This window comes from Streptomyces sp. NPDC002054 (assembly GCF_040296685.1).
Taxonomy (GTDB): Bacteria; Actinomycetota; Actinomycetes; order Streptomycetales; family Streptomycetaceae; genus Streptomyces.
This window is the reverse complement of the sequence record NZ_JBEOXT010000024.1, coordinates 108,072-127,507: the sequence shown is the minus strand read 5'-3', so window position 1 is coordinate 127,507 and position 19,436 is coordinate 108,072. Positions and strand designations below refer to the sequence as shown.

General features: G+C 71.6%; 20 protein-coding genes. 7 read left to right on the top strand and 13 right to left on the bottom strand.

What is annotated here, in order from left to right; all coding sequences use genetic code 11:
* Nucleotides 1–68 precede the first annotated feature (68 nt).
* Nucleotides 69–554 carry a RidA family protein gene (locus ABT123_RS22520; RefSeq protein ID WP_351317508.1) on the top strand — a complete coding sequence of 162 codons (486 nt, stop codon included), beginning with the start codon at nucleotides 69–71 and terminating at the stop codon, nucleotides 552–554.
* A gap of 57 nt (nucleotides 555–611) precedes the next feature.
* On the opposite strand, the gene ABT123_RS22515 is transcribed toward ABT123_RS22520, so the two are convergent.
* From ABT123_RS22515 to ABT123_RS22480, 8 genes are all read right to left on the bottom strand, one after another.
* Nucleotides 612–1,451, bottom strand: coding sequence for a PhzF family phenazine biosynthesis protein (locus ABT123_RS22515; RefSeq protein ID WP_351317505.1), 840 nt, complete (start codon nucleotides 1,449–1,451; stop codon nucleotides 612–614).
* A 99-nt stretch (nucleotides 1,452–1,550) separates the two neighbouring features.
* Entirely contained in the window at nucleotides 1,551–2,384 is an 834-nt protein-coding gene (locus tag ABT123_RS22510) for a 2OG-Fe(II)-dependent halogenase WelO5 family protein (RefSeq protein WP_351317503.1), read from the bottom strand.
* A gap of 96 nt (nucleotides 2,385–2,480) precedes the next feature.
* Entirely contained in the window at nucleotides 2,481–2,672 is a 192-nt protein-coding gene (locus tag ABT123_RS22505; RefSeq protein ID WP_351317500.1) for a hypothetical protein, read from the bottom strand.
* 122 nt (nucleotides 2,673–2,794) lie between these two features.
* Nucleotides 2,795–5,764 carry an alpha/beta hydrolase gene (locus ABT123_RS22500; protein WP_351317497.1) on the bottom strand — a complete coding sequence of 990 codons (2,970 nt, stop codon included), beginning with the start codon at nucleotides 5,762–5,764 and terminating at the stop codon, nucleotides 2,795–2,797.
* 190 nt (nucleotides 5,765–5,954) lie between these two features.
* Nucleotides 5,955–6,623 (bottom strand): peptide-methionine (S)-S-oxide reductase MsrA, encoded by a 669-nt coding sequence (msrA, locus tag ABT123_RS22495; RefSeq protein ID WP_351317494.1) that lies wholly within the window; start codon nucleotides 6,621–6,623, stop codon nucleotides 5,955–5,957.
* A gap of 78 nt (nucleotides 6,624–6,701) precedes the next feature.
* Nucleotides 6,702–7,853, bottom strand: coding sequence for a hypothetical protein (locus tag ABT123_RS22490; protein ID WP_351317491.1), 1,152 nt, complete (start codon nucleotides 7,851–7,853; stop codon nucleotides 6,702–6,704).
* Complete coding sequence (locus tag ABT123_RS22485; protein ID WP_351317488.1) at nucleotides 7,850–9,460, bottom strand: M48 family metalloprotease; 1,611 nt, start codon at nucleotides 9,458–9,460, stop codon at nucleotides 7,850–7,852. Before ABT123_RS22485 ends, ABT123_RS22490 begins: the two co-directional genes overlap by 4 nt.
* Before the next feature lie 193 nt (nucleotides 9,461–9,653).
* Entirely contained in the window at nucleotides 9,654–10,760 is a 1,107-nt protein-coding gene (locus ABT123_RS22480) for a hypothetical protein (RefSeq protein WP_351317485.1), read from the bottom strand.
* Between the two features lie 50 nt (nucleotides 10,761–10,810).
* Between ABT123_RS22480 and ABT123_RS22475 the strand changes: the two genes are divergently transcribed.
* Nucleotides 10,811–11,959, top strand: a complete 1,149-nt coding sequence (locus ABT123_RS22475) for a cystathionine gamma-synthase (RefSeq protein ID WP_351317482.1) — start codon at nucleotides 10,811–10,813, stop codon at nucleotides 11,957–11,959.
* Nucleotides 11,960–12,234: 275 nt separating this feature from the next.
* On the opposite strand, the gene ABT123_RS22470 is transcribed toward ABT123_RS22475, so the two are convergent.
* From ABT123_RS22470 to ABT123_RS22460, 3 genes are read right to left on the bottom strand one after another with little or no spacing between them, the layout of a single operon-like run.
* The gene (locus ABT123_RS22470; RefSeq protein ID WP_351317479.1) at nucleotides 12,235–12,486 is read right to left on the bottom strand and encodes a hypothetical protein; all 252 of its coding nucleotides are present in this window, start codon (nucleotides 12,484–12,486) and stop codon (nucleotides 12,235–12,237) included.
* A complete protein-coding gene (locus ABT123_RS22465; RefSeq protein WP_351317476.1) occupies nucleotides 12,483–12,935 on the bottom strand; it encodes a sigma factor-like helix-turn-helix DNA-binding protein in 453 nt (150 codons plus the stop codon). The genes ABT123_RS22470 and ABT123_RS22465 overlap by 4 nt, the downstream gene beginning before the upstream one ends.
* A 33-nt stretch (nucleotides 12,936–12,968) precedes the next feature.
* A complete protein-coding gene (locus ABT123_RS22460) occupies nucleotides 12,969–13,499 on the bottom strand; it encodes a MarR family winged helix-turn-helix transcriptional regulator (protein ID WP_351317473.1) in 531 nt (176 codons plus the stop codon).
* Nucleotides 13,500–13,785: 286 nt separating this feature from the next.
* Here ABT123_RS22460 and ilvA point away from each other — a divergent pair, with 286 nt between their 5' ends.
* From ilvA to ABT123_RS22445, 3 genes are read left to right on the top strand one after another with little or no spacing between them, the layout of a single operon-like run.
* Nucleotides 13,786–15,018 carry a threonine ammonia-lyase gene (ilvA, locus tag ABT123_RS22455; protein WP_351317470.1) on the top strand — a complete coding sequence of 411 codons (1,233 nt, stop codon included), beginning with the start codon at nucleotides 13,786–13,788 and terminating at the stop codon, nucleotides 15,016–15,018.
* A 59-nt stretch (nucleotides 15,019–15,077) separates the two neighbouring features.
* Nucleotides 15,078–16,040 (top strand): ATP-binding cassette domain-containing protein, encoded by a 963-nt coding sequence (locus ABT123_RS22450; protein WP_351317467.1) that lies wholly within the window; start codon nucleotides 15,078–15,080, stop codon nucleotides 16,038–16,040.
* Nucleotides 16,041–16,042: 2 nt separating this feature from the next.
* A complete protein-coding gene (locus ABT123_RS22445; RefSeq protein WP_351317553.1) occupies nucleotides 16,043–16,909 on the top strand; it encodes an ABC transporter permease in 867 nt (288 codons plus the stop codon).
* A 99-nt stretch (nucleotides 16,910–17,008) separates the two neighbouring features.
* Here ABT123_RS22445 and greA read toward each other — a convergent pair whose 3' ends face one another.
* Both greA and ABT123_RS22435 read right to left on the bottom strand, forming a co-directional pair.
* Complete coding sequence (gene greA / locus ABT123_RS22440; protein ID WP_351317464.1) at nucleotides 17,009–17,506, bottom strand: transcription elongation factor GreA; 498 nt, start codon at nucleotides 17,504–17,506, stop codon at nucleotides 17,009–17,011.
* Between the two features lie 255 nt (nucleotides 17,507–17,761).
* Nucleotides 17,762–18,175: a DUF4307 domain-containing protein gene (locus ABT123_RS22435; RefSeq protein WP_351317461.1), complete on the bottom strand. Its 414-nt coding sequence runs from the start codon at nucleotides 18,173–18,175 to the stop codon at nucleotides 17,762–17,764.
* Nucleotides 18,176–18,270: 95 nt separating this feature from the next.
* Between ABT123_RS22435 and mca the strand changes: the two genes are divergently transcribed.
* On the top strand, nucleotides 18,271–19,152 hold the full coding sequence (mca, locus tag ABT123_RS22430; RefSeq protein ID WP_351317458.1) for a mycothiol conjugate amidase Mca: 882 nt from the start codon (nucleotides 18,271–18,273) through the stop codon (nucleotides 19,150–19,152).
* A gap of 2 nt (nucleotides 19,153–19,154) precedes the next feature.
* On the top strand, nucleotides 19,155–19,382 hold the full coding sequence (locus ABT123_RS22425) for a hypothetical protein (RefSeq protein ID WP_351317455.1): 228 nt from the start codon (nucleotides 19,155–19,157) through the stop codon (nucleotides 19,380–19,382).
* The last annotated feature ends 54 nt before the right edge of the window (nucleotides 19,383–19,436 follow it).

Genomic DNA, 19,436 nt, shown 5'->3' with positions numbered 1-19,436 from the left:
CCGCGGCGGGACGGGGTCGGTGGGACGATGGGCTTGCGTGGTCGAGGCCGAGGTCACCAGGGGGTGCCATGAGCGTTGATGTCCGCAAGAGGCTGGCCGTGCTCGGACTGCAACTGCCGGAGGTGAGCCCGCCCAAAGGCGCGTACGTCCCCGCCGTGTGCAGCGGGAGGTACGTCTTCGTCGCCGGGCAGATCCCCATGTCGGACGGCGAGCTGACGCAGACCGGCCGGGTGGGCGCGGAGGTGTCGCCCGAGCGGGCCAAGGAACTGAGCAGGCAGTGCGCACTGGCCGCGCTGGCGGCCGTGGACTCCGTGGCCCGGCTCGAATCCGTGGTGCAGGTGGTGAAGGTGGTCGGATACGTGTCCTCCGCGCCCGGGTTCACCCGGCAGGCCGGTGTGGTGGACGGGGCGAGCGAGCTGTTCGTGGAGCTGTTCGGCGAGGCGGGCCGGCATGCGCGCAGCGCGGTCGGGGTGGACATCCTGCCCCTGAACGCGCCCGTGGAGATCGAGATCGTGGTGGAGGTCTCCGAGCCTCGCGCGGGCGACGTTCGGTAGCAGCGCCGGGTTCCGGGGGGGGTCCCGGGGGTTCCGGAGGTTCTCGGGGGTTCCGGCTCAGGTGATCGGGACCGCCGTGCCGGTGACCTCGATGCCGGCCGTGGGATCCGCCGGGACCCCCACCGTGATGAGGCTCGGGCGCCCCATGTCCACGCCCTGGTGGACGGTCAGAACGGCGGGCGTGTCGATGAGGCCCAGGCTGCGCAGGTAGCCACCGAGGGCGGCGGCTGCCGCGCCGGTCGCCGGGTCCTCGAACACGCCGCCGGGCGGGAACGGGTTGCGGGCGTGGAAGACGGTCTCCGACTCGCGCCGGACCAGGGCGACCGTGGCCCAGTCCCGGCGCGCCATCAGCTCACCCAGCGCGGGCATGTCGTAGTCGAGGTCGGCGAGCCGCTTGCGGCTCGTGGCCGCGATCACCGGATGCCAGGCCCCGGCGTAGGCGGCCCGCGGCGGCAGGGCGGGGTCGAGGTCGGCGGCGGACCAGCGCAGCGCGGCCAGCAGCTCGGCCAGGTCGGGCTCGGCGATGGCCGCCGTGCGCGGCTCGACGCTCACCAGGGTGGCGACGACCGCACCGTCCGGGCCGGCCGAGGTGGTCACCGGGACCGGGCCGGCCTGGGTGTGCAGCAGCAGGTCGCCGGGCCCGTGCCGCTGGGCGTGGGCGACCGCGGTGGCGATGGTGGCGTGGCCGCAGAAGGGCACTTCGGTCTGCGGGCTGAAGTAGCGGATGTCGAGGGAGCCGTCCTGGCGGGGGACGACGAAGGCCGTCTCCGAATAGCCGACGTCCGCCGCGGTGGCGGCCATCGTCGCCTCGTCGATGCCGGTGGCGTCCAGCACCACTCCCGCCGGGTTCCCGCCCAGCGGGTCGGTGCTGAAGGCCACGTAACGCAACAGGTCCATCGCCCGAACGTACCGGGATTCCTGGTGGACCGTCAAAAAGCCTAAATTAATGGCGAGTTGACGTTCGCAGGGATGGAATGCGCAGTTCGGCGGGGTGGTTCAGGCCCAGGTGAGAAGCTGCCCGGAGGTGCTGAGCCCCACCGCGAATCCCAGTGCGATTCTGCGGTCCCCGTGGCTGGGCCGGACCGCGTGGAAATTGCGCGGGTCGATGAGCAGGGCCTCGCCGACCTCCGGGGCGAGCTCGATGGACTCGGCGCCCCGCACCACCGCCTCGTCGTACCCGTACGAGGCGTTGGGCAGCCGGTACGCCTCGTCCCCGGGCTGCCAGCGGTGCCGCCACAGGACCGTCTCGCCGCCCGAGGGCGGCACGCTGAGATACAGGTTGAAGGCGAACTGGCCGATCAGCGGGGTGTCGAGGAGGTCCTCCGCGTACTCGCGGAGGGCGTCGTCGAAGTGGACCTGGAACCCGTGGTTCGGTTCCCGGGCCACCCCGGCGCCCATTTCCCGGCCGCCCCGCCGACCGACCGCCACCCCGTGCGGCCAGTGCTCGGCGAGCCCCTCCCGGCAGGTCCGAAAGGGGTCGAAGGGCAGGCCCAGCCCCTGCCAGGCCTCGTGGTGCCCCTCCAGGGCCTTCCAGTAGCTGTCGGCGACCCCGCCGTCCGCCATGTGGTCGCTGACGCCCACACCGAACCGCATCACCGGCGGATGGATGCGGGTCGTGCCGTACGAGTCGAACGCCCTTTCCTTCAGGGCGCCGAGCACCTCTTCGCACCACTGCCGGGGCAGGAAGCCCGGCACCCGCACCGCCGCGTACCGCCCGGCGGCGAGGCCGGCGAGCAGGTCGTGGGTGAAGGCCGGTGCGGTGGCGGCGCGGAAGAACGGATCGTGCGGCGGGTCCTGTAAAGCGCCCTGCGTGGATTGCGCTGACGTCATGCGATCGCCCCCCGGTCATCGAGAAAAGAGAACCGAACAGAAAGCAGAGAACAGCGGCTGTACGTCTGTGCGCCCGTGCAGTGGTGGTTTGCCGGGTTAGCCGGGATGGGTTCCGCTGGTCACGCGGAACGCCGTCTTGGCGTCGAGTTCGAGTGCCTGGCGTCCGGCCTCCAACGCTTCCATCGCGATGCGTCTGCCGACTTCCGCCTGCAGCTCTTCCAGTTCGCTCCCCGGAGCACCCCATTGCAGGGACTGGCTGTCATTCGCATCGGCGGGGAGAGCGTTCATCGGCGGACCTCCGTGCATGTTCGGTGTGGGATGCGTCACACAGGGTGATGCAACGTCAGGCTACGCGCAAGCCCGCCGCCGCCGGTGGCGTTCTGCACAACTGGCCTCGAAAGTAGGATGTTTCAGCCGGGCATCTCCCTGAGCACCTTCTCCAGCATCGCCCTGGCCTGCACGGACAGTGGATGGTCCGAGGCCACCACCCGGTCGAGGTCGCGCACCAGTGCTCTCAGCTTGTTCACTGCTTCGGAGGTACGCCCCCGGATGAACAGGAGCACGGTCACATGGGTGTACCGCAGGCGCATCACAAGGTTGGAGTCCGGAGGCTGGGACGCGTCGCGCAGCGCCTCCCGGATCATCCGCTCCGCCTCGTCGTGGCGGCCCTGGCCCAGCAGGGCGTGCGCGAGGGTCTCCCGTACCCGCAGGATCTCGGGGGTGGACGGCGGCCAGTGGTTGCGGCGGCTGATGTCCAGGATCTGCCGGGCCTCCGTCTCGGCCTCCTCGTTCCGGCCGAGGGCGTGCAGGGCCCGGGCCAGGGTGTGACGGACCACGAGCGTGTCGTAGTACTCGGGGCCGCGTACGTGCTCCTCCGCCTCGACGATGGAGCGCAGCATCAGCTCGACCTGCTCCTTCTTCCTCCTGTCCCCTTCCTGCTCGTTGATCGCCCGGGCGAGCTTGTGCCTGCTGGCGAGGGTGTCGGCGTCGTTCTCCCCCAGGATGCGGGTGCGTGCCTCGACCACGAGCCTCAGTTCGGCCTCGGCCCGCGTCAGCTGCTCCCCTTCGAGGAGGATCCGGCCCTGCTCGTGGCGCAGTCCCAGGATCTCCCGGTCGTTGCGGTCGAAGCCGAAGGAGGCGCAGCCCTCGATCAGCGGGTGGACGAAGTCGTACGCGGGCGTCAGCAGGCCCATGGCGATCAGGTAGCGGGCGGTCAGCCGGGCCAGTTCCAGGGCCGCGGTCCGCACGGTGCGGTCGGACGGTTTGAGTTCGCCGAGCAGGCAGGCCCTGGAGACCTCCATCGCGTGCGGGGCGAGCGCGGACCACAGCGGCCAGTTGCTGGGGTGGTCGGGGTTGCGGTTGTGGGTGGCCGAGAGGACCAGTCGCACGGCCAGCCCGTAGTAGTCCGCGGACCGGTCCCGCACCTCCTCGTCCTCGCGCAGGACACCGTGCACGACGGGGTGCAGGGTCAGTACGTGGGCCAGGTCGCGTTCCGCGACGCCCTCGCGCTGGTAGGCGTCCACCAGCCCGAAGTCCTCCAGGCCCGTCAGGGCGGCGTGGGTCCGGGCCGGGGTGGCGCCGGGGAACAGCGGGGACTGGCCGAGCGCGGGGCTGCTGAGCAGGCAGCGGTAGGGGATCGGGGTGATGCTCAGGCAGGCCAGGACCTTCAGCAGGGTGGCCGATCCGGCCAGCTCGCGCCGGCGCAGCAGGTCCAGGGCGATCCCGCAGACCTTCTCCACGATCTCCCGGCCGAGCAGCTCGCTGAGGTCCGGGCCCGCCTGGTGTGCGGAGGTCTCGACCCGCGCGGCGAAGGTCCGGCGGAAGGTCTCGAAGTCCCTGATGTCGCTGTCCAGGGAGACGTGGCTCTCGTTGACGGCCTTGATCGCGTCGGCGGCGTGCCGCAGCGCGAGTGGCAGCCCGCCCAGCTCCCGCGACAGCCTGCGGGCGTCCTCGTTCGTGCCGCCCAGGCCGCCGGTCCGTTCCAGCAGCAGGGAGGCGCCGTCGTCCTCGTGCAGCGGCAGGACCTGGTGGACGGCGCTCCAGTCGCCCCAGGTCTGCTGGCGGCGCACCCGGCTGGTGACCAGCACCGTGCCGCGCGCGTTCTGCGGCTTGCGCAGCCAGCCGGTGCCGTCGGAGACCTGGCCGTCGCGGGGGCCGAGCCGTGCGGGGTCGTCGGCGTTGTCGAAGATCAGGAGCCAGGGGTCGGGGCAGTCGTTGAGGAGCTTCCAGACCAGGTCCATGGAGTTGCCGAGCAGCCAGGCCCGCTCGACCGCGATGGAAGGAGCGCCGAGGTCGTGGGCCATCATCCGCATACGGAGGTTGAGTTCGGGCATCGACACCCACCACACGCGGTGTCCGGCCCGCTGGGCGCGGTCGGCGACCTCCAGGGCCAGCCGGCTCTTTCCGGACCCGCCGAGACCCGCCAGGACGTGCACCTGCTGAGGGGACTGCCCGGACAGCAGGGAGGCGGCCAGGCTCAGCCGGTCCTGGCCCTTGAACTGGCTCTCGTCCAGCTGGCCGTACGGTGGGGGCGGAAAGGGCGCCAGATCCAGTTCCCCGGCGGCGGGCGGCGGCAGCGAGGGCCGCCCGGAGGCCTCGGCGGGCGAGAGGGGGCGCGCGGGCGCGGGCGTGAGGGGGAGCGGGGCGAACTCCTCCTCGGACGGGGTGTCCCGGGCCGCGTCGAACAGGGCTTGCCGCACGGCCATGTAGGAGTCCGCCGTGCGGTCGGCGGGCTGGACGATGGAGTAGTGGTCGGCGTCGACGACCCCGCCCTTGGGGAAGACCCCGCGGGCCACGACCGGCGGCACGATCTCGTCGGTGGAGCCCCCGTAGGCGCGGACCGGGATGGGGCACTCCTGGTCGGAGTACGCGCGGGCGTGCACCACCGCACTGAGCACTGTGCGCTGGGCCTCCGTCACCGCCCGGTCGAAGGGCCGCAGCTGCTGCTCCTGCGGGTTGCGCCAGAGCTTGAGGAACTTGCGGACGGTGAGGAAGAAGCCGGAACCGGTGTTGGGGCAGGCGAACATGGTGAAGTGCTTGATCCGCGCGAGTTCCGCGCCCTCGCCGTTCCACAGCTTGCGGGCCAGTAAGCGCTGTACGACGAGCCCGCCCTGGCTGTGGGTCACCAGCACGATCCGCTCCGCTTCGGCGAGCCGGGTCTCCAGGAAGGTGCCCAGCTGGTCGGCGACATCGTCGGTCTCGGCAACCCGGCGGTCGGGCCGGAGCCGGACCAGCGGGGAGTCGTACTCGAAGCGGTGGACGGTGACCCAGTCGGAAAGCTCCGGATCGGTGGTGATCAGCGCGTGAAAGGCTTTCCACACCTTCGCCGAGGAGAACAGGCCGTGCACGAGCACGAGGTGGACGCGTGTCTGTACCGCCATCGCGAACCTCCGCAGCCAGAAAGCGTGTTGAAGCAGATGGATTTCGGTCGCAGATGAAGAAGTAGCCGGCTCAATGATGCATGAGGGACGACCGCAGGAGCCATATCAAGACAGCCGCGGATGACACCGCCGGACGGCGGTCGCCGGAGCCGGGCGGGCCGCGCGCGCACCGGCTCCGGGACCGCCGACCTCACTCCCCGGGCGCCTCGGCCACGCCGATGGGGCAGCTGACGCCGGTGCCGCCGATGCCGCAGTAGCCCGCCGGGTTCTTGTCGAGGTATTGCTGGTGGTACGCCTCGGCAGGCCAGAAGGGGCGGTCGGTGGCCGGGAGGATGGCCGTGGTGATGTCGCCGTGGCCGGAGGCGGTCAGGACCTGCTGGTATGCCGTGCGGGAGGCCTCGGCCGCCGTCTGCTGGGACGGGGAGTGGGTGTAGACCGCCGAGCGGTACTGGGTGCCGACGTCGTTGCCCTGGCGGAAGCCCTGGGTGGGGTTGTGGGACTCCCAGAACAGCTTCAGGAGGGTGGCGTACGTGACCTGGGACGGGTCGAAGACGACCCGGACGACCTCGGTGTGGCCGGTCCTGCCCGAGCAGACCTCGTCGTACGTCGGGTTCTCGGTGAAGCCGCCCTGGTAGCCGGCCAGTGTTGTCCAGACGCCCGGGGTCTGCCAGAACTTGCGCTCCGCGCCCCAGAAACAGCCCAGGCCGAAGTCCGCGACCTCCAGGCCCTCCGGGTAGGGGCCGGCCAGCGGGTTGCCGAGGACCGTGTGGCGGTCGGGCAGCGCGAAGAGGGGCTCGGGGCGGCCCTTGAGGGCCTCCTCGCGGGTGGGGAGCTCGGGCGTGCGGCGGTACGTGAACATGCGTGGCCTCCTTGTGTATGGGGAGAACGGGGGAGGGCGGCCCGGGATTCCCGGACCGCCCTCCGCGCATGCTGTGTGTCAGCTGCCGTGCGTCACCTGGCGCACGCTGTAGTCGCGCGTCTTCAGGAAGGATGCCTTGCGCCCTGACTGGTAGATCCATGGCTCGATCCCGCAATAGCCGTCGATGTGGCGGAACTGCTCCACGGTCTCCTCGTACCGGTCCTGCCAGTAGAGGACCCACGCCAGCATGTGGCGCAGGCGGATCGCCTGCCGGTCTGCCGGATCCGGCGCCGCCGCGAGGTCCTCGAGCGCCGTGGTCGCAGCCGCGACGATTTCCGGCTGCTTGTAGTAGACATCCGGATTCAGGTCACTCTCACGATCCTCATGCTCGAAGTAGCCGCGCAACAGGATCAGCGACAGCAGGTCGCCGGGTTCGCTCTGCTCGACCGCCTTGCGGCCGAACTCCTCTGCCAGCTCGTGCGAGCCGTACCACTTCGCACACCAGAACTGCTGGGCCTGGATCCAAGCGGTCTGCACCTTCGGCGCGCGCTTGACGACTTCGGCCCACACCGCGCGGAACTGATCGTGGGAGTAGCGCAGACCGCGTCCGATCCGCACTTCGACGATGTACGGGACGGGGTCCGCAGGGTCCGCGACCCGCTGGGCCACGTGTACCGCCTCCTGGGCCTTGATCAGCGCTTGGTGGAAGAGGCGGAACTGCTCCTGAGTGGTGTGCTGGGACCCGGCGGCGCCGCGCAGCTTCCACGCCAGCACGACCTCGGCGTCGGCGGCTACGACTGCTGCCGTGGGGTCGCCCGGACGTGCTGCCTGCCAGGCAAGCAGCCACGCGTCGGCGTTCGCGGCCTCCTCGGCCAGTACGCCGACACGGTGCGTGCGCTCTTCCCAGTCCTGCGCGGCGGCCTCGACCCAGGCAGCGCCTGCCTGCCAGTCGCCGGACCGGACGGCGGCCACGACGGATGTCCGGTCAGCGGGCACCGGCATGTAATCCTCGGTGTCGATCTCTTCGCCGGGCACAAAGCCCTGCGCGACGATCTCCGCGGCCTGCTCCGCCAGGAGCTCGGCCGTGCGGGCCTTCGTCGCTTCGGTCCGCGCCTTGATGACGGCGGTCTCCGCCTCCAGCCGCTTCGCCTTCCGCAGGTAGTACATCCCGCGGATGACTTTGTACGCGGCTCCCAGCAGCAGGAGCCCCAGGACGTACAGGCCGATCATGAGGCAAGCACCAGCTTTCGCAGCGGTTCGGTGTCGGGGTGGTCGGCGACGGCCGCGTCCAGGGCGAGGAGCAGCTGCTCCTCGAAGCCGTCGGCCGGGTAGCGGACGGAGGCCGACTCCGCCCAGGACAGCTGCCAGCGGGCGGCGCCGCGGGCCGTCAGCTCGACCGTGACCAGCTGGTTCAGGGCGCGGCGGACGATCGGGCGGGCGAAGGCGCGGGCGGCGCGGCCGGTGGCCGTTGCGGCCTCCTCCGACTTCGGGAAGCGGTCGGCGATCCGCCACAGCACGGCCGGGTCGGCGTCGATCGCGTCCAGCAGGGCGGGCAGGGTGCCGTCGCCGGCCTCGGCGGAGACGGTCTCGCGGATGTCCTCCGCGCCCTGGGCGACGTACCGGGTCATGCTCTCGTGGACCAGGTCCTCCCAGTCCATCCGCTTCAGGGCGAGCGCCTCGGGGGTGAGGACCTCCTGCTCCAGGGCGAGGAGCAGGCCCGCCGGGTCGGAGAGCAGTGCCAGGGCCGGGCCCGCGGTGCCGGTGGTGCGGCCGTCGTCCGGCAGCGCCTCGATCCGGGCGACCCGCTCGGCGAGCGGCGGGTGCGAGTCGTACGCCGAGGCGGGCTCGGTCGGCAGGTCGTCGCGCAGCTCGTCGAGCTCCTCGGCGCGGGCGGCGAGCAGGGCGCCGAAGCCGCCGAAGAACTGGCCGGGGCGGGGGAGCAGCCCGGCGCCCACGCCGAGGGTGGCGTACGAGTCCAGGTAGAACGTGTGCGCCGGGCCGAGGGCGTTGAGCTCGCGCAGGGCGGAGGCGTACGCGTCCCGGCCGCAGATGCGGGCCGCGGTGAGGTCGGCGGCGAACTCCTGGCGGCGGTCCGCGGAGCGGGTGGCGCGCAGGTAGAAGTTGCCGTACGCGGTGTAGATCTTCGCCATGGCCCGGTAGGTGGAGCCGACGCCGGTGGTGTCGACCTCCTTGGCCTTCTTGCCCTTGGCGATCCGCTTCTCGGCGGCCTTCTCCTGCTTGGCGGTCTCCTTGGCGACCTTCTTGTCGGCCCGCTCGTGGAAGTGCGCGATGGTGCGGACGAGCTGGGCCCGGCCGCGCACGATGAGCGGCATCATCCGGGTGTCGCTGTTGCTGTAGTGGCCGAGCTCGTGGCCGAGGACGGCGCGCAGCTGGGTCTCGTCGAGCCCGGTCATCAGGGGAACGCCGAGGTAGAGGGTGCGCTTGCCGCCGAGCAGGCCGAGCAGGCCGAGCAGCCGGGCGTCCTCGCTGACGGCCGCGTTGACCTCGTCGACGAGCACGATCTCGTCGGGGGCACGGGTGCCGACCTGGTCGGCGAGTTCCCGGACGGCCGCCCAGAGGCGGGGCTCCTGCTGCTCGGTGACGCGGACGCCGGGGGCCGGGCCGGACTTGGGGGTGCGGAGCATGAACATGCCGCGCACGATGGGGACGGCGAGGACCACGGAGACCAGGACGACCTTGCCCGTGAGGGCTCCGGCGTCGGCCTGGGTGATCAGGGCCCAGTCGAGGCCGGCCAGGACGGCGAGCAGGACGAGGCCGAGCAGGTAGAAGCCGGCCAGAAGTACGAGAGCGCGCAAGGCGCGCAGATATGCGCCCATTCGGACAGATCCCCCCACGGGATGCACAGTTCGGGTGTACACCTCACATGTACGCGTCAACTGTACGGGCGTGGCGCGTGTGAAGCCTGATGAGTATGCAGGCTGCCGTTGGCAAGGGGGAACAGGGGTCCGGCCCCCGCCCGGGGCCGGGGTGGCAGCCGGGGGGCGGGGGTACGCCGGGGGGTCGGCGGGGTCAGCGGGGCAGGGTGGCCGGGGAGCCGCCGTTCGCCTCGTAGCCGCCCACCGCGAGCGCGCGGAACACCGCGTACATCTCGGCCGGGTCGGGGTTGTGCGACCAGGGGAGGGCGCCCACACAGCCGTCCACGTGGCGGAGCTGCTCCATGGCCTCCGCCCACCGCTCGCTGTTGACCAGGAAGAACAGCAGCAGGTGGCGGACGTGCGCCAGCATCGGGTCGTCCTGGCGGGCGGAGTGCACCGCGTACAGGGCGCCCTCCACGGCGCGGCTCACCACGGCGCTGTTGTAGAAGTTCTGCACGAGCGTGATCTCGGGGAGGTGCTCGTACACCGCGAACAGGGGGAGTGCCGCCAGCAGGGAGCCCTGCGGGGCGCGGGCCGCCGCCGCGTGCGTGAAGGCGTCCGCCTGCTCCCGCGAGCCGTGCCACTTCGCGCACCAGTAGTGCAGCGCCGCGAGGTGCGCGCCGAAGTGCTCCGGGGACCGGTCGAGCACGTTCGCCCACAGCGCGTCGAAGTCCGCCGGCGGATAGGCCAGGCCGCGCGCGACTGCCAGCTCCGTGATGTACGGGACGGGGTCGCCCGGCGCGAGCAGGGCCGCCTTCCGGCAGGCGTCCCGGGCCTCCTCCAGGATGATCCGGTGGTCGTCGGAGCCGACCCCGCCGGACTGCCGCCAGGCCTGCTGCACCAGGAACTCGGCGTGCACCTGGGCGCCGCCCGCGTCCTTCTCCGCCTCCAGCCGCCAGGCCTTCAGCCACCGCGCGCCGGTGCCCGGCTGCTGCGCCAGCTCCAGGGCCGCCGCCCCGGCGAAGGCCTGGACGCGCTGCCAGCGCTGCTCGCCCTCCTTCGGGGTGCCGGCCAGCAGCTGTGAGGCCGCCTGCCACTGGCCGCTGCTCTGCACCGCGGCGAGGGCGTCCATCAGGTCCTCGTCGGGGCCGGGCACCCGGATGTCGAGCAGTTCCTGGCGTACGAAGCCGTAGTCCGCCGGGTCGGCCGCGTCGGGGCTGCCGGGCGCGACCAGACGCAGGCCGCCGCGCCGGCGCCGTATCCACGGGCCGAGGACGGCCACCAGCAGGCCGATCGCGATCAGGAACCAGAGAATCTCCATACGTCCAAGCGAACCAGACGGACCGGCCCGGAGGCGAATAGGCTCTGCCCATGAGCCATGACCACCAGAGCTTCGAGACCCGCGCCATCCATGCGGGCAACACGGCGGACCCGCTGACCGGCGCGGTCGTGCCCCCGATCTACCAGGTGTCGACCTACAAGCAGGACGGGGTCGGGGGCCTGCGCGGCGGATACGAGTACAGCCGCAGCGCGAACCCGACGCGGACCGCGCTGGAGGAGAACCTCGCCGCGCTGGAAGGCGGCCGGCGCGGCCTGGCCTTCGCGTCGGGACTGGCGGCGGAGGACTGCCTGCTGCGGACCCTGCTGGCGCCCGGTGACCACGTCGTCATCCCGAACGACGCCTACGGCGGCACCTTCCGGCTGTTCGCGAAGGTCGTCTCGCGGTGGGGCGTCGAATGGTCGGTGGCGGACACCTCCGACCCGGCGTCGGTGCGGGCCGCGCTGACCGACCGGACGAAGGTCGTCTGGGTGGAGACCCCCTCGAACCCGCTGCTCGGGATCACCGACATCGCGGTGGTCGCGGACATCGCGCGGTCGGCGGGCGCGAAGCTGGTGGTCGACAACACCTTCGCCTCTCCTTACCTGCAGCAGCCGCTCGCGCTGGGCGCGGACGTGGTCGTGCACTCGCTGACCAAGTACATGGGCGGGCACTCGGACGTCGTCGGCGGCGCACTTGTCACCGCGGACGCGGCGCTGGGCGAGGAACTGGCCTACCACCAGAACGCGATGGGCGCGGTGGCCGGGCCGTTCGACTCGTGGATCGTGCTGCGGGGCATCAAGACCCTGGCGGTCCGGATGGACCGGCACAGCGAGAACGCCACCCGCGTCGCGGAGATGCTGACCCGGCACCCGAAGGTGACGCGGGTCCTGTACCCGGGGCTGCCGGAGCACCCGGGGCACGAGATCGCGGCCAAGCAGATGCGTTCCTTCGGCGGCATGATCTCGTTCCAGGTCGCGGGCGGCGAGGAGGCGGCGGTCGAGGTCTGCAACCGCGCGGAGCTGTTCACGCTGGGCGAGTCCCTCGGCGGCGTCGAGTCCCTGATCGAGCACCCGGGCCGGATGACGCACGCGTCGGTGGCGGGTTCGGCGCTGGAGGTCCCGGGGGACCTGGTCCGGCTGTCGGTGGGCATCGAGGCGGCGGACGACTTGCTGGCGGACCTCACCCAAGCCTTGGGCTAAAGCACCCGGCTGCCCCGGGGGCTCCACCCCAGCACCCCCGGGGCTGCGCCCCCGGGCCTGGCTCCGGGGCCTTCGGCCCGGCGGGCTTGCGGCGCGAGATGCCGGGCTGTGGCCCGGCAGCACCCCCGGGCTGCGCCCCGGGGATCGGTTCCGGGGGCCTTCGGCCCGGCGGGGCCGCCAGGGTGTGCCCTGGCCATCGCCGGGCTGCGCCCCCGGACTGGCCTCCGGGGCCTTCGGCCCGGCAGCAGCTGGGCCGCGCCCTGCGCCTTTCGGGGCTACCAGGATTCCAGGGGTGGGGCGATCTGTTGGGAAGGTGGGGTCCAGGGTTCGGTCAGGATGGCCCAGACTGTGAAGGCCACCGCCGCCGTCAGTAGCAGCCACCAGCCGACCCGGCGCAGCCTCCGCCGGCGCCGGAGGAGTTTCGTGCCGCGTGAGGCGGCGTACGAGGCGAGGTCCGGCGGGACCGCCGGGTGCGGGCCGTCCAGCATGCGGCGGACATCGCGCTCCTTGGGGTCGGTGGCGCTCACGCCGCCGCCCCCCGCTCCCGCGCCCGCAGGGCGGCGATCGCGCGGCCCCGCAGCGCGCGCAGGCGTTCCACCGGCAGCCCCAGCTGCGCGGCTGCCTGCGCCTCGGCCACGCCCTCGTACACCAGCAGCACGATGACCAGCCGTTGCTGCGGGCGGAGCCGGGACAGCGGTCCGCCGCGTCCGCGGTGGTGGCGCCAGGCCGTGCGGGCGAAGGCGGCGCAGAGTTCCTGCCGGGTGTGGTCGTACGGGTCGTCGCCCCGCAGCCGCGGCCAATCCGCGAACGTCCGGGCCAGCGCACCGGCCAGCAGCTGCCGGGCCGCCGCGCTCTCGCCGTCCGGTTCCGCCGTCAGCAGCATGGCAACATGCAGGAGCCGGCCCGCCGCCCCGGCGACGAAGGCCTCGAACTCCCGGTAGGCAAGGGGGATTTCGTGAGGTGTCGGCCCGTTCACACCCTCATAGTGCGGGCAGCCCGGCCACCCGGGTCAAGAGGTCGGACCGCCCTCGGAGGCCGCTCCCATCAGGTCCGACAGCGACAGGTTGAAGCGGGTGAGCAGCGCGGTGAAGGACTCGCGCTCCTCCTCGGTCCAGCCGTCCGTCACCCGGGCCATCAACTCGCGGCGGGAGGAGCGCACTTCCTCCAGGCGGGCCAGGCCGCGCGGGGACAGCGCCAGGACCACGGCGCGGCCGTCCTCCGGGTGCGAGGTCCGCTTCACCAGGCCGGTGTCGACCAGCGGGGCGACCTGCCGGGTCACGGTGGAGGAGTCGATGCCCATGCCGCCGGCCAGCGCCTTGACGCCCATCGGGCCTTCCAGGTCGAGCCGGTTGAGCAACAGGTAGGCGGCGCGGTCCATCGAGTTGCGAGCCTGGCCGACACCGCCGAGGCGGGTCTGCTCGGCCCGCCGGGCGAAGAGCGCGACCTGGTGCTGCAGTGCGTCGAGGAGGCCGGCTCCGGCGGGAGTTCCGTCGGGCGCCGCGGGCGCCGGCAGCTCGTGATTGGCCGGGATGGAGGACATGGCCGTGGGCTCTCTTCGCATGGGGCCGACAAGGATGGGGGACAGAGTACGCGGCCGGACTGTGGCCCGTATGCGTCGTGCCAGAACTGGCCGTGCCGGATCCGGCACGTACGGCAAGCCCGCCGGTCCCGGGCCGTGCCGGGGCAAGTGTGCGGGAGTTTCCCCCGGGCGGGTAAGTCGTTCCGTATGGCGAGATCCGGCCGGTCCCCCAGGACGCCCGGCCGCGCCCCCCGGGCCGCCCGGTCGGTCCGCGTCGCGCCCCCGCGCGGGCTGCAAGACTGGCGGCATGAACTACCGCGTGCCCGAGCCCGTCCCCCAGGTGATCCTCGACGACGTCCGGGGAGCGCAGAAGATGCTCTCCGGGGTCGCGCGGATGACCCCCATGGAGGGCAGCCGGCACCTGTCCGCGCTCACCGGCTCCCCGGTCCACCTCAAGTGCGAGAACCTCCAGCGCACCGGCTCCTTCAAGCTGCGCGGAGCGTACGTACGGATCGCCTGCCTGCGCCCCGAGCAGCGTGCGGCGGGGGTGGTGGCGGCCAGCGCCGGCAACCACGCGCAGGGCGTGGCCCTCGCCTCCTCCCTGCTCGGGGTCCGGTCCACCGTGTTCATGCCGGTCGGAGCCCCGCTGCCGAAGGTGGCCGCGACCCGCGAGTACGGCGCCGAGGTGCGGCTGCACGGCCAGGTCGTGGACGAGACGCTGGCGGCGGCCGAGGAGTACGCGGAGCGGACCGGGGCGGTGTTCATCCACCCCTTCGACCACCGCGACATCATCGCGGGCCAGGGCACGGTGGGTCTGGAGATCCTCGAGCAGTGCCCGGAGGTACGGACCATCCTGGTCGGCATCGGGGGCGGCGGGCTGGCCGCCGGCATCGCGGTGGCGGTCAAGGCGCTGCGGCCGGACGTCCAGGTGATCGGCGTGCAGGCGGCGGGCGCAGCCGCGTACCCGCTCTCGCTGGCCGTCGGCCACCCGGTGTCCATCGACAACCCGAACACCATGGCCGACGGCATCAAGGTGGGCCGCCCGGGCGATGTGCCCTTCCGGATCATCGGCGAGCTGCTGGACGACGTCCGTACGGTGTCCGAGGACGCCCTGTCCAGCGCCCTGCTGCTCTGCCTGGAGCGGGCCAAGCTGGTGGTGGAACCGGCCGGTTGCAGCCCGGTGGCGGCGCTGCTGAGCGAGCCCGAGCGGTACGGCAAGGGGCCGGTGGTCGCGGTGCTGTCCGGCGGCAATGTGGACCCGCTGCTGCTCCAGCGGATCCTGCGGCACGGTATGGCGGCGGCGGGCCGCTACCTCTCGCTGCGGCTGAAGGTGGCGGACCGGCCGGGGGCGCTCGCGGGACTTCTGGGTGTCCTGTCAGTGGTGGATGCCAATGTATTGGATGTGAGCCACGTCCGGACCGACCCGCGGCTGGGGCTCACGGAGGTGGAGGTGGAGCTGCATCTGGAGACCAAGGGGCCGGAACACTGCACGGAGGTGGCGCGGGCCCTGCACACTGCCGGATACCTCGTCATGAGCTGATTCGTCATGAGCTGAGCACCCGAGCACCCGAGCACCCGATTCACACTGGGAGAATCCATATGCCAGGCGCGATCTACGCCGAAGGTCTGGTGAAGACCTTCGGTGATGTGCGGGCCCTGGACGGGGTGGACCTCGATGTACCCGAGGGAACCGTCCTGGGCCTGCTCGGCCCCAACGGCGCGGGCAAGACCACGACCGTCCGGGTCCTGACCACCCTCCTCCAGCCCGACAGCGGAACGGCCACCGTCGCCGGGATCGACGTACTGAAGCACCCCAACGAGGTCCGGCGTTCGATAGGCCTCTCCGGCCAGTTCGCGGCCGTCGACGAATACCTCACCGGCCGTGAGAACCTCCAGATGGTCGGCCGGCTCTACCAGATGAGCTCCAAGGCGGCGAAGGCCCGCGCGGGCGAACTGCTCGACCGCTTCAACCTCGCCGATGCCGCCGACCGCACCGCCAAGACCTACTCGGGCGGTATGCGCCGCCGCCTCGACCTCGCCGCCGCCCTGGTCGTCCGCCCGCCGGTGATGTTCATGGACGAGCCGACCACAGGCCTCGACCCCCGCAACCGCCAGGCCCTGTGGGACGTCATCGAGGAGCTGGTGGCCGGCGGCACCACCCTGCTGCTCACCACCCAGTACCTGGAGGAGGCCGACCGGCTCGCCCACGACATCTGCGTGGTCGACCACGGCCGGGTCATCGCCCGCGGCACCTCGGACCAGCTCAAGGCCCAGACGGGCGGCGAGCGGGTGGAGGTCGTGGTCCACGACCCGGCGCACATCCCGGCCGCCCGCGCCGTACTGGCCGGCTTCGGCAAGGGCGAGACCACGGTCGAGGAGCACACCCGCAAGCTCACCGTCCCGGTGAGCGGCGGCGCCAAGCTGCTCGCCGAGGTCATCCGGGACCTGGACGGGCAGGGCATCGAGATCGACGACATCGGCCTGCGCCGCCCGACCCTCGACGACGTGTTCATCTCCCTCACCGGTCATGCGACCGCGCTCACCGAGGAGGCGGCGGCGTGACCATCACCAAGGACACCGCCGGCAACGCCACCGCCGCGCCGTTTGCGCCCCGCCCGCGCGGCGGGGTGGTCCAGTCCGTCAGCGACTCGCTGGTCATCGCCCAGCGCAACCTCATCCGGATGTCCCGCATCCCCGAAATGATCATCTTCGGCGTGATCCAGCCGGTGATGTTCGTCGTGCTCTTCAGCTACGTCTTCGGCGGTTCGATCAGCGTCGGCGGCAACACCTCGCCCCAGGCCTACCGGGAATTCCTGATGGCGGGCATCTTCGCCCAGACGGTCACCTTCGCCACGGCCGGAGCGGGCGCGGGCATCGCCGACGACATGCACAAGGGCCTGATCGACCGCTTCCGGTCGCTGCCCATGGCCCGCGGCGCGGTCCTCACCGGGCGCACCCTGGCGGACCTCGTACAGACCACCCTCACCCTGGTGGTGCTGGCGGTCGTCGCGCTGCTCGTCGGCTGGCGCACCCACGAGAGCCTCCCCGAGGTGCTGGCCGGCTTCGCCCTGCTGCTGCTCCTCGGGTACGCGTTCTCCTGGATCGGGGCGTTGATCGGCCTGTCGGTCCGCACCCCGGAGGCGGCCACCTCGGGCGGCCTGATCTGGCTCTTCCCGCTGACGTTCATCTCGATCGCGTTCGTCCCCTCCGACAACATGCCGACCTTCCTGCGGCACATCGCGGAGTGGAACCCCTTCAGCGCGACCGTCCAGGCGGCCCGTGAGCTGTTCGGCAACCTGCCGCCGGGGTACGAGGCGCCGCAGGCCTGGCCGATGCAGCACCCGGTGCTCGCGTCGATCCTCTGGTCCGTACTGATCATCGTGTTCTTCCGGACCCTGGCGGTCCGCAAGTACCGCTCGGCCACCGCCTGAGGGCGGCCCGGCACATGCGAAGGCCCCCACCGGCAGCGGTGGGGGCCCTTGCGGTGCTTGCGTTCCTTGCGTTCCGTGGTGCGCGGAAGGAGGGGGTGATCAGCCGGTGAAGGGCTTGACGTCGAGGATCCGGACCGAGGCCGTCTTGCCGTTCGGCAGCTCGTACTCGGCGTCCTCGCCGGTCTTCTTGCCCATGACACCGGAGCCCAGCGGGGACTGCGGCGAGTACGTCTCGAAGTTCGAGGACGCGTACTCGCGCGAGGCCAGCAGGAACTCCATCGTGTCGTCCGGGTCGCCGTCGAAGGCGATGGTCACGACCGTGCCGGGCGCGACGACCCCGTCGGACGCGGGCGCCGTGCCGACCTTGGCGTTCTCCAGGAGCTGGGTGAGCTGGCGGACGCGCAGTTCCTGCTTGCCCTGCTCTTCCTTGGCCGCGTGGTAACCGCCGTTCTCCCGGAGGTCACCCTCCTCGCGGGCAGCCGCGATCTTGGTGGCGATCTCCGTACGTGCGGGACCAGACAGGTATTCCAGCTCGGCCTTGAGCTGGTCGTACGCCTCCTGGGTCAGCCAGGTGACGCTCTCGCTCGTCTGGGTCACAGGTGCTCCTCGTCGGTACAGGGGACTTCATGGCCGCGCACGCGATGGGGCAGTGCGGGCGAAACCACGAGCCTAACAATTCGGGAAGAAAAGGGGGAGGACACGGTGTGTATGAAGTGTGTCATTGCCGGTCGCCGCACGGATTCCGCGCGGTTTCTGCGATGCGCGCACTGCTCCGAACGGGTGTGCGCGTCGGCGGGCAGGGCCGGGTCGCGGGGTCCGGGTCACCGGGCCGGGGCGGGGCCTCGGCGGGGGCTAGCGGGCCGAGCCGGCCGGCTGGCAGCCGACGAGCTCGATCATCGTCGCCCGCTTCGTGGTCTTCAGGGAGACCATCTCGTCGAGCCGCTTCTCCGGCCGGTCGAAGGTGAAGTCGGCGCGGCCGACCTCGGCGTGCTCCTCGTCCTGGGAGCTCAGGGTGCAGACGCCGGCGACCCCGGCCTCCTTGCGGATCTCCAGGTGGACCTGCACCTCGGAGTCCGACACCACCTCGTACTTGATCACCTCGGCGCTGACGCTCTGCCCGGCCACGTAGTCCCAGCCGATCCAGCCGACCACGCCCAGCAGGGCCACACCCAGCACGGATCCGACGATCTTGAGCTTGCGGTCCGCACTCGCGTCCGCGGAACGGCCGTACCGGCCCTCGGGCAGGCCTTCTCGCACCGAGCTCATGATCAATCCTCTCCTCCGGGGCCCCGGAATTTTCCGTCCCCCGATTCGGTCACTATAGAAGTCGCCTGTCGTGCCGAATCACAGAGGATCCTGTCTTGACCGAGCAGCTTCGACTGATGGCCGTCCATGCCCACCCCGACGACGAGTCGAGCAAGGGTGCGGCCACCATGGCCAAGTACGTGTCCGAGGGGGTGCCGGTCATGGTCGTCACCTGCACCGGTGGTGAGCGCGGCTCGATCCTCAACCCCAAGCTCCAGGGCGACAAGTACATCGAGGAGAACATCCACGAGGTGCGCCGCAAGGAGATGGACGAGGCCCGCGAGATCCTCGGCGTCGAGCAGGAATGGCTCGGCTACGTCGACTCCGGCCTGCCGGAGGGCGACCCGCTGCCGCCGCTGCCCGACGGCTGCTTCGCCCTGGAGGACGTGGACGAGGCCGCCGGCCGTCTGGTGCGGAAGATCCGCGCCTTCCGGCCGCAGGTCGTCACCACGTACGACGAGAACGGCGGCTACCCGCACCCCGACCACATCATGACCCACAAGATCACGATGGTGGCCTTCGACGGCGCGGCGGACACCGAGAAGTACCCGGAGGCCGAGTTCGGGGCGCCGTACCAGCCGCAGAAGCTCTACTACAACCAGGGCTTCAACAAGCCGCGCACCATCGCGCTGCACAACGCGCTGCTGGACCGCGGCATGGAGTCCCCCTACGGGGAGTGGCTGGAGCGCTGGAAGGAATTCGAGCGCAAGGAGCGGACCCTGACCACGCACGTGCCGTGCGCGGACTTCTTCGAGATCCGCGACAAGGCGCTGATCGCGCACGCTACACAGATCGACCCCGACGGGGGCTGGTTCCGCGTCCCGATGGACATCCAGAAGGAGGTCTGGCCGACGGAGGAGTACGAGCTGGCGAAGTCGCTCGTCGACACTTCCCTCCCCGAGGACGACCTCTTCGCGGGCATCCGGGAGAATGCGTAGCCATGAGCGCTACGCAGGCAGCTGTGACCCACTTCCTTCCGCTGGCCGCCGACACCTTCGACAAGAACAAGGTGACGCCGGGCGTCCTCGGTTTCCTCGTGTTCGCGGCACTCGCCGTCGGTGTCTGGGCCCTGATGAAGTCGATGAACCGGCACATGGGCCGCGTCGACTTCGACGAGACCCCGGCGACGGCGTCGGCCCCGGCCGCCGCCACGCCAGACAAGTCCTAGCGCCGGCTCCCGGCCCGCCCCGAAAACGGGTGGGCCGGCGGGCCGCCGCGCGTG

What these genes read in the sequence shown, in the direction of transcription:
- ABT123_RS22505 (WP_351317500.1), bottom strand. Translation starts at nt 2,672, where the DNA reads ATGAACGCTCTCCCCGCCGATGCGAATGACAGCCAGTCCCTGCAATGG.
- ilvA (WP_351317470.1), top strand. Translation starts at nt 13,786, where the DNA reads ATGAACTACCGCGTGCCCGAGCCCGTCCCCCAGGTGATCCTCGACGAC.
- ABT123_RS22510 (WP_351317503.1), bottom strand. Translation starts at nt 2,384, where the DNA reads ATGACGTCAGCGCAATCCACGCAGGGCGCTTTACAGGACCCGCCGCAC.
- ABT123_RS22520 (WP_351317508.1), top strand. Translation starts at nt 69, where the DNA reads ATGAGCGTTGATGTCCGCAAGAGGCTGGCCGTGCTCGGACTGCAACTG.
- ABT123_RS22515 (WP_351317505.1), bottom strand. Translation starts at nt 1,451, where the DNA reads ATGGACCTGTTGCGTTACGTGGCCTTCAGCACCGACCCGCTGGGCGGG.
- ABT123_RS22450 (WP_351317467.1), top strand. Translation starts at nt 15,078, where the DNA reads ATGCCAGGCGCGATCTACGCCGAAGGTCTGGTGAAGACCTTCGGTGAT.
- ABT123_RS22425 (WP_351317455.1), top strand. Translation starts at nt 19,155, where the DNA reads ATGAGCGCTACGCAGGCAGCTGTGACCCACTTCCTTCCGCTGGCCGCC.
- ABT123_RS22480 (WP_351317485.1), bottom strand. Translation starts at nt 10,760, where the DNA reads ATGGAGATTCTCTGGTTCCTGATCGCGATCGGCCTGCTGGTGGCCGTC.
- ABT123_RS22490 (WP_351317491.1), bottom strand. Translation starts at nt 7,853, where the DNA reads ATGATCGGCCTGTACGTCCTGGGGCTCCTGCTGCTGGGAGCCGCGTAC.
- msrA (WP_351317494.1), bottom strand. Translation starts at nt 6,623, where the DNA reads ATGTTCACGTACCGCCGCACGCCCGAGCTCCCCACCCGCGAGGAGGCC.
- ABT123_RS22435 (WP_351317461.1), bottom strand. Translation starts at nt 18,175, where the DNA reads ATGAGCTCGGTGCGAGAAGGCCTGCCCGAGGGCCGGTACGGCCGTTCC.
- ABT123_RS22500 (WP_351317497.1), bottom strand. Translation starts at nt 5,764, where the DNA reads ATGGCGGTACAGACACGCGTCCACCTCGTGCTCGTGCACGGCCTGTTC.
- ABT123_RS22475 (WP_351317482.1), top strand. Translation starts at nt 10,811, where the DNA reads ATGAGCCATGACCACCAGAGCTTCGAGACCCGCGCCATCCATGCGGGC.
- ABT123_RS22485 (WP_351317488.1), bottom strand. Translation starts at nt 9,460, where the DNA reads ATGGGCGCATATCTGCGCGCCTTGCGCGCTCTCGTACTTCTGGCCGGC.
- ABT123_RS22460 (WP_351317473.1), bottom strand. Translation starts at nt 13,499, where the DNA reads ATGTCCTCCATCCCGGCCAATCACGAGCTGCCGGCGCCCGCGGCGCCC.